This window comes from Marinobacter sp. (assembly GCF_041686475.1).
GTDB lineage: Bacteria > Pseudomonadota > Gammaproteobacteria > Pseudomonadales > Oleiphilaceae > Marinobacter.
The window spans coordinates 1-7,866 of the sequence record NZ_JAWLDU010000048.1; the positions used below are offsets into that span (position 1 = coordinate 1).

The 7,866-nt window shown below is 56.7% G+C and carries 7 protein-coding genes; 2 read left to right on the top strand and 5 right to left on the bottom strand.

Annotated elements, in window-relative coordinates:
• The first annotated feature begins 817 nt into the window (after nucleotides 1–817).
• Nucleotides 818–1,171, top strand: coding sequence for a helix-turn-helix transcriptional regulator (locus ACESMB_RS11335; RefSeq protein WP_372926800.1), 354 nt, complete (start codon nucleotides 818–820; stop codon nucleotides 1,169–1,171).
• Nucleotides 1,172–1,231: 60 nt separating this feature from the next.
• Here ACESMB_RS11335 and fabB read toward each other — a convergent pair whose 3' ends face one another.
• From fabB to ACESMB_RS11350, 3 genes are all read right to left on the bottom strand, one after another.
• Entirely contained in the window at nucleotides 1,232–2,443 is a 1,212-nt protein-coding gene (fabB, locus tag ACESMB_RS11340) for a beta-ketoacyl-ACP synthase I (protein ID WP_372926799.1), read from the bottom strand.
• Between the two features lie 10 nt (nucleotides 2,444–2,453).
• The gene (gene fabA, locus ACESMB_RS11345) at nucleotides 2,454–2,963 is read right to left on the bottom strand and encodes a bifunctional 3-hydroxydecanoyl-ACP dehydratase/trans-2-decenoyl-ACP isomerase (RefSeq protein ID WP_372926798.1); all 510 of its coding nucleotides are present in this window, start codon (nucleotides 2,961–2,963) and stop codon (nucleotides 2,454–2,456) included.
• Between the two features lie 463 nt (nucleotides 2,964–3,426).
• Complete coding sequence (locus tag ACESMB_RS11350; RefSeq protein WP_372926797.1) at nucleotides 3,427–4,611, bottom strand: NnrS family protein; 1,185 nt, start codon at nucleotides 4,609–4,611, stop codon at nucleotides 3,427–3,429.
• A gap of 129 nt (nucleotides 4,612–4,740) precedes the next feature.
• Between ACESMB_RS11350 and ACESMB_RS11355 the strand changes: the two genes are divergently transcribed.
• Nucleotides 4,741–5,112: a SirB2 family protein gene (locus tag ACESMB_RS11355; protein WP_372926796.1), complete on the top strand. Its 372-nt coding sequence runs from the start codon at nucleotides 4,741–4,743 to the stop codon at nucleotides 5,110–5,112.
• 18 nt (nucleotides 5,113–5,130) lie between these two features.
• On the opposite strand, the gene ACESMB_RS11360 is transcribed toward ACESMB_RS11355, so the two are convergent.
• Entirely contained in the window at nucleotides 5,131–5,961 is an 831-nt protein-coding gene (locus ACESMB_RS11360; RefSeq protein ID WP_372971572.1) for an ion transporter, read from the bottom strand.
• 83 nt (nucleotides 5,962–6,044) lie between these two features.
• Nucleotides 6,045–7,406 carry an MFS transporter gene (locus ACESMB_RS11365; RefSeq protein WP_372926794.1) on the bottom strand — a complete coding sequence of 454 codons (1,362 nt, stop codon included), beginning with the start codon at nucleotides 7,404–7,406 and terminating at the stop codon, nucleotides 6,045–6,047.
• Between the last annotated feature and the right edge of the window lie 460 nt (nucleotides 7,407–7,866).

Consider the following 7,866-nt stretch of genomic DNA (forward strand, 5'->3'; position numbering starts at 1 on the left):
AGGCCGGGCTCGAAGGTGTCGGATTCGATGTCTGTTACGAATCCGTGTTCGTATTCCCGTTTGATCAGCTCGTTCACCTCTTTGTCGGTGGTCGCCATGATCGTCGCTCCGTATTCTCTCATCTCGGGCTTTTCAGCCCCTGGTGTCGCCGGTGACAGCATTTGCTGGCCGCCGGGCGGATGTAAAACTTTTGGGCGTTACAGTGGTCGCCCCGCTAATGAGTACGCCCTGCAATCGGTTTTTGGATGACGGATTTAACGTTGCCTTGTTGATAACCAAGGGCAAAATCCGTTTCTTCTGGTGAGCGAGTATACAATACCATAGTAAAATAGTCAGGTATTAAATTGCGCGTGTCGTGATTATACCTTAATCGGCCTTTGGGGCACTAAGGGCCTGGCAATCATAGCGATAGTCTGGCTTTTTGTAAGACTGGATGGTTTGGCGGCAGGCGCTGGGCGGGTTTACCTCTCAAAACACGCCGTGAACCCCTTGCGGGTCCGGCCTGCAATCACAGATTGCAGTCGTTCGCCTGCGCATGAAGCCTTCGGTGTAGCCGCGTTTGGAGAGGGCTTCCAACTGGTTCATCAGGTTCATGTCGAAGGGCTTGCCGGCTGGGGCAAGGATTCTGGGGTGTGCATCGGGGCTCCGGATAACGCCATTTGTCGTTTGCAAAGGTTAAAAACGGCCCATAGTGCCCCATCGGATTCTGTTTTCCCTTGATTCGGCTCAAGGCTGGATATGGTTATTTTCGGCTAACATGTGTACGCTGACATCCGCGGGTTTCATTGCCTGCGTTGAGAGATCAGGAGATAGAGACATGCAATCAGATCCGATGGAGCCCCTTGCGCAGAGAGCACCGTTCAGCGCGCGGGTTACTTCGTTGATTGCCGGGCATCTGGAACGTGGCCGGGTAGGGGTGGAAGCCATTGCCTCCCAGCTGCACATGAGCCGGCATACGCTTCACAAAAGGCTGAAGCAGGAAGGTCTTACCTTCGCGGCCCTGCTGGAAGAAATCCGGCGCGAGCGCGCATTGGCCTATCTGAAGGACCGTAGTAAGTCGCTGGTGGAAATTGCTGAACAGCTGGGTTTTTCGGAGCTCAGTGCATTCAGTCGCGCGTTCAAGCGCTGGATGGGGAAATCGCCGGGGGCCTACCGCTCGATGGCGGCTTGAGGGAGAACAGGCGGCCGGGGCAGCGAAACCGCATGCCCCGGTGCCTTCTTTCTTCAGCTATCAGGCTTTCTTGAAAATCAGGGTACCGTTGGTGCCGCCAAAGCCGAAGCTGTTGCTCATCACCAGCGGCAGATCCACGTTGTCCTGCCGTTCCCGCACGATTGGGTAGCCTTCGGCGCCTTCATCGAGGTTTTCGATGTTGGCAGAAGGTGCGATAAAGTTTCCTCGCTGCATGATCAGGCTGTAGATAGCCTCGTGTACGCCAGCAGCGCCCAGGGCGTGGCCACACAATGGTTTGGTCGAGCTCACTGGCGGTATCCTGTCACCAAAGGTTTCCTTTAGTGCTTTCAGTTCAGTGACATCGCCGGCCGGTGTGCTGGTACCGTGGCTATTGATGTAGCTGATATCGCCATCCACATTCTTCATGGCCTGCTGCATGCAGCGAATTGCGCCTTCTCCGCTGGGGGCGACCATATCCGCGCCGTCGGAAGTGGCGCCGAATCCGACCAGTTCAGCCAGAATGTTGGCACCGCGGGCCTCCGCGTGCTCCAGGGCCTCCAGAACCAGAATGCCGCCACCGCCGGAAATCACAAAGCCGTCGCGGTCTTTATCATAGGTGCGCGAGGCGGTGCCGGGGGTGTCATTGTACTTGGTGGACAATGCGCCCATGGCGTCGAACATCAGGCTCAGAGTCCAGTGGATGTCTTCGCCGCCACCGGCAAACATCACATCCTGGCGGCCCAGGGCAATCAGGTCACCGGCATGGCCGATGGAATGAGCGCTGGTGGCACAGGCAGAGGTAATGCCGTAGTTGACACCGGTAATGCCGAAAGCCGTGGCCAGGGACGCGTTGATGGCGCTGCCCATGGTACGCGGAACCCGGTACGGACCTACGCGGCGGATACCTTTGGCACGATGGGTATCAATCGCGTCCATCAGTTCCACGGTGGAGGCGCCACCGGCACCTGTAATAACACCGGTTGAGTTGGCGCGGATCTGCTCGTCCGTCAGTCCCGCCTGCGCAATGGCTTCTTTCATCGCCAGGTAGGTATAGCCGGAAGCCGGGCACATGAAACGCATCAGTTTGCGGTCGATCAGGTCCGGCAGATTCAGGTCGATCTGGCCGCAAACGTGGCTACGCAGACCGTTATCCTTGGCTTCCTGGCTGAAACCGATGCCGGGTATTGAGTCCCGCAATGACCGGGTCACTTCGTCTTGATTGGTTCCGAGGCTGGAGACAATCCCCATGCCTGTAATAACAACACGACGCATTTAATGGCTCCTAAAAGTCATCCGTAGAATTGAACATGCCAACCTTGAGATCCTTGGCGGTGTATATCTCGCGGCCATCCACTTCCATCCGGGCATCGGCAATCGCCATGGTGAGCTTGCGGCGGATAACCCGTTTGATGTCGAGGTGGTAGCGAACCAGCTTGTTTGTGGGTAACACCTGGCCGAAAAATTTAACTTCGCCGCTTCCCAGTGCCCGGCCCTTGCCTTCGCCGCCGGTTGCCGCCAGGAAAAAGCCTACCAGTTGCCACATGGCATCAAGGCCCAGACAACCGGGCATGACCGGATCGTCGACAAAATGAACTTTGAAGAACCAGAGGTCCGGGTTGATATCCAGTTCGGCAACGATACTTCCCTTGCCATAGAGCCCATCGGTTTCACTGAAATGGGTCACGCGGTCCATCATCAGCATTTCATTGATGGGTAGCCGCATCTTTCCTGGAAAAAGCGTGCCTTGCCCGCAGGCTTCCAGATCGGCTTTGTCGAAGTGATCGGGGGTCATAGTGCCATTGTTCCTGTTACAAAATGGTTTCCTATACTTTAGCTGTTATTCGCCATATGGCTATTGACCATTGGTTGCAGTTTTCAGATAAGTCTCTGATAGGTGTTGATGGTCATCAAGGCATTTATCGGGGCATCTGGCTATTTTTTCAGGCTGATCCCGACAGATTACAAGGAGATGCCATGTCAGCCACGAGAAACGCCTGGGGTGAACTGAGCCGGAGGGACGACCGCGTATGTGTGAAGCTCAAGCGCAGAACAGACCATAGCCCGGCGAGGGTATGGTCGATGCTGACCAACTCTGCCAATCTTGCCAACTGGTTGGCGCCGCTGGAGGATATTCACATTCACTTCCCCGCTGACCGCTTTCGCGAAGCGCGAGCAGCATTCGGCGCAATTGTCGAGGAAGAGCTGGCGGCCTGGCCAGCTCTTACCTCAAGGGCTTCTCTGGAGGCCCTGAAGACTCAGCCTTCCTTGCCGTCAGGCCGTGGTGACGCCAGTATCCGGGTATACCGGGCCAGGAACACACCGAACGCGAGCACCCATAGCAGGGAGCTGACACCCACGCCCGCGTGCCAGGGTATGACATCGAAGGCGGTTACCACGCGTGCAACTGCTGCCAGTTGAATCATCCAGAATGCGGCGACCATGCCCCGTGGCAGAACCAGTGGGCGGCCGGTATGACCCAGGGATACCCGGGCAATAACACCGAGAATCAGGCAGCCAACGGCGCCGGTGCCAGCGGCATGTGTCCAGGCGTTGGTGGGCCAGTCGGCCAGCAGGGAACCGGCGAGCAGTAACAGTGCAAACGGCACCCAGAGGATGGACAGGTGCAGTACCCACAGCAGCGGTTCCTTGCGGAACAGCCAGCCTTTCCAGCCGGCAAGACGCACCAGCATCAGCACGGCAGCGGTAATGGCGAGAATGGCTGTTACGATTTGCCAGCCGGAAACCAGAGATGCCATCAGCAGTATCATGCTGAACAGCACCGCCATGTCGAGGGCAGGGATGATTTTAACCCGGGTTGCATCCAGTCCCCGTTGACGGAGCCAGCCTGCGGAGAAGGCAGGGGTGATGCGACCACCAATGATGCTGATCAATGCCATGGCCATGATCAGGGCACCATAGCTGAAGGCAGGGTCGAGCCAGGTGACAAAGCCGATCTGCATCAGCCAGAGCAGTCCAAGTACTACCAGAATCAGCAATTGCCGCTTCTGCTTTGCATGCCATACACGCCATCCAGCATCCAGCATCACCAGCGGCAGGAAGGCCAGGTTTACACCATGAACCAGCCAGTCCGGCATGCCTTCGCCGAATGCGAGTAATAGCCGCCCTACGAGCCAGACTCCCCACAGCAGAGCAAGACGCAAGCCATGGGTGCGCTCGGTCTGGGTCCATACGCAAACCGCGGTCAACAGAAAGCCGGCGATGGCGGCAGACAGGAAACCGAACAGCATTTCATGCTGGTGCCAGAACAGCCCCGGCATGGCCAGCGGTAGCTGAATGGCGCCACTGGCCTGAAGCACCCATACAGGAATGGCCAGCATGGCCAGTATCGTCATCGAGAGAAAGAAAATACGAAACGGGTAGCCGAACAGCTGGCGGACGCTTGCGCCCCCCGTGGTTTCGGTTGTGGGAATAGCCTGCATGACAATGACTCCACTGGCTCTCTGAATATAACCTGTATATTAGATCGATGTTTACAGGATTAACATACCCATCAGGCGGTAGTTTTGCGTACAATGCGTCTATCAAACTGATTCCCAATGGATTAATTTATGAGCACCTACCTGATCCTGAAAAGTATCCACATGCTTGCAGCCTACCTTACGGTAGTGCTGTTTTCCCTGCGTTTGCTGCTGGATGCAGTGGGCAAGCCTGACTGGCGCAAAACGCCATTGCGCTGGATTCCACACGCCAATGATACGATTCTTCTGGTGGCGGCCATCAGCCTGCTGTTTGTCACGCCCTGGATGCCGTTTGTGCACGGTTGGCTGACGGCGAAGATTTTCCTGTTGGTTGGCTATATTGTGGCCGGGTTATTTGCCCTGAAGGAAACCCGCAGTCTGCAGGTGCGGTTGATTGCTGCGGTACTGGCGCTGGTCCAGATCATGGCCATTTTCCATCTGGCTATCGCCAGGCCCTTCTGATCTCGGGAAAACCGGGGGTCAGTGGCCCCCGGACTTTTCTGATACCTGCTTCGTCAGTTCCTTCAGCTGTTCCTGAACCGCCTGTAGCTGCCGGGCAATCTCGTCCCGCTCGTCATGGGCCTGTTGCGCCTGTTTGGCATTCTGCTCCTCGCTCATCACTTCCAGGATCGCCCCGATCATCATGTTCAGGAACACAAACGCTGTCAGGAAGATAAAGGTCAGGTAGTAGATCCAGCTCAGAGGGTATTGTTCCATGGTGGCGTACATGACGTCTGTCCAGTCCTCGAATGTGGCTACCCGGAACAGCGTCAGCATGGCGACGGACACGTCCCCCCACAGGAATTCATCGACCTTCGCGAAGAACATGGAGCCCATGGCTGCATAGATGTAGAAGATGATGAACATCAGCAGAGCGATGTAACCCATGCGGGGAATGGCTTTGAGCAGGGAATTGATCAGGAAGCGCAGTTCCGGTACCACTGATATCAGTCGCAGAACCCGGAAAACCCGCAGCAGCCGGCCCAGCAACACCGCATCGGAATTGTCCAGCGGGATTAGGCTGCCTACCACCACAAGCGTGTCGAACAGGTTCCAGCCGTCCATCAGGAACCGTTTCTTGTTGGGGCAGGCGGCCAGCCGGAACAGGATTTCCACCAGGAAGAACAGGGTGATGGCGTTGTCCATCAGGATCAGCGAGCCCTCTACCAGCGGCGGCAGCTCATAGGTTTTGGCGCCGATGGTCAGTGCAGACAGAATAATGATGCCGATGACCACACCCTGGAATATGCGGCTGGACTCGATCCGTTGCAGCTTTTCAAAACCGGTTGCAGAACTTGGTTCGGGCGACATGGAAAACAACAACTCCAGACAGTTCGTGGAGCCTGAATTCTAAAGCGAGTGGGGCGGGTTGGATATACCGCCCACAAAAAAGCCTATTTCAGAGGAGGGGTTCCGTTGGCTGGCCCGGATTGTTTTTTTGCCGGCCGGTTCAGCGGATAAAACAGTTGCGGCGATGCCAGTTCCGGCAGGTCGGTCTTGGACTCCTGTGAGGCCCACTCCACTCTTTCAGCAGAGCGGATGGCATAGTGCATCCAGGCCAGGGCGGCAGCCACGATCAGGAACATCAGCATGAAGCTGCTTTGCCAGACTCCGGTAATGTCATTGAGCGCACCGAACATCAGTGGCAGCAGGAATCCGCCCAGGCCACCGATCATTCCGACCACGCCGCCCACAGCGCCAACGTGGGTGGGGTAGTAAACCGGAATGTGTTTGTACACGGCCGCCTTGCCCAGTGACATGAAGAAACCAAGAATGAAAGTGAGAACCACGAATGGAATCAGACCTACCTCCATGAAGAAGCGGATGTCGCCATCAATGCCATGTATCACGTATTCGGTCGGCGGATAGCTGAGCAGGAAGGTACAGACCACCGAGGCAATGAACGTCCAGTACATGACCCTGCGGGCGCCGTAGCGATCCGACATCCAACCCCCCAGGATGCGAAACAGAGAGGCCGGAATGGTATAGAGCGCGGCAATCATACCGGCGGTTTTAACGTTCAGCCCGTAAACGCCAATGAGGTAGTGGGGCAGCCACAAGGCCAGAGCAACAAACGCACCGAACACAAAGAAATAGTAAAGCGCGAACCGCCAGACCCTGAGCTCCTTCAATGGCGCCATCTGTTCCATGAACGACTGGGATTGCTTGCTGGCGCGCTCCTTCGCCATGGGGTCTTCTCTGGCAAGGAGTATGAACAGTACCCCCATGACTGCCAGTACCGTGGCGTAGACCTGGGCAGTACCCTGCCAGCCCAGGGCCACCAGCAGGAAAGGCGCGCCGAAATTGGTCACCGCCGCGCCCACGTTGCCCGCCCCGAAAATCCCCAGTGCCGTGCCCTGGCGTTCCCTTTCGAACCAGGCGGCCGTGTAGGTCACGCCAACGATGAAAGAACCGCCGGCCAGCCCGACTCCTAGTGCACCTACCAGTAGCATCAGGTAGCTGTTGGCAAAGGTGAGCAGATAAACGCAGGCGGCCGTGGTCAGCATCAACACGCCGAACACCCACCGGCCACCGTAGCGGTCCGTCCAGATGCCGAGGAAAAGCCGGCTGATTGAACCGGTCAGAATGGGAGTGGCCATCAACAATCCCAACTGGGTATCCGATAGCCCGAAATCCTGGCGAATCTTGATGCCGATGATGGAAAAGATCGTCCAGACAGCAAAACACAGGGTGAAGGCAAAGGTGGAGATGCCCAGCGCCCGGTACTGTTCATGCTTCGATACGCTGCTTTCCATGATGAGTCCTCCCACTGCGAACGGCAAAACCATGCATTCGACTGTATCCCGCCAGCCCGCCGGGGCTTCTTGAACAATATCAAGAATGGCGGTTTGGCCAGCGTGGCATTGGAGGTACCCCTTCAAGGCAGGTGGGGGGTAGGCAATCAAGGTGTGAAAGGCGTCAGGGGGATATTGCTGCTGTGTCTCTGGTGGGGTACCCGGGGCCGTATTTGATGCATGTCAAGTGATGGTGGCAGGCGGTTGTGGGCTAATGCTGACAAATATTAAGCCTGCCGTGCGTGAGCACTGGCATAACAGGTCTGGAGCTTACGATGAAAATCATGATTGCCTACGACGGTTCGAGAAATGCCAGGCTTGCCCTGGCGCAAACCATCACCATGTTCCGGGATCTTAAACCCCAGATCACGCTTGTTGCCGTGGCGGAAAACCCCCGCGACATTACCTCGGGAAATGAAGA

Coding starts and splice junctions, on each gene's coding strand:
- ACESMB_RS11360 (WP_372971572.1), bottom strand. CDS start 5,961: ATGTCGCCCGAACCAAGTTCTGCAACCGGTTTTGAAAAGCTGCAACGG.
- fabA (WP_372926798.1), bottom strand. CDS start 2,963: ATGACCCCCGATCACTTCGACAAAGCCGATCTGGAAGCCTGCGGGCAA.
- ACESMB_RS11355 (WP_372926796.1), top strand. CDS start 4,741: ATGAGCACCTACCTGATCCTGAAAAGTATCCACATGCTTGCAGCCTAC.
- fabB (WP_372926799.1), bottom strand. CDS start 2,443: ATGCGTCGTGTTGTTATTACAGGCATGGGGATTGTCTCCAGCCTCGGA.
- ACESMB_RS11365 (WP_372926794.1), bottom strand. CDS start 7,406: ATGGAAAGCAGCGTATCGAAGCATGAACAGTACCGGGCGCTGGGCATC.
- ACESMB_RS11335 (WP_372926800.1), top strand. CDS start 818: ATGCAATCAGATCCGATGGAGCCCCTTGCGCAGAGAGCACCGTTCAGC.
- ACESMB_RS11350 (WP_372926797.1), bottom strand. CDS start 4,611: ATGCAGGCTATTCCCACAACCGAAACCACGGGGGGCGCAAGCGTCCGC.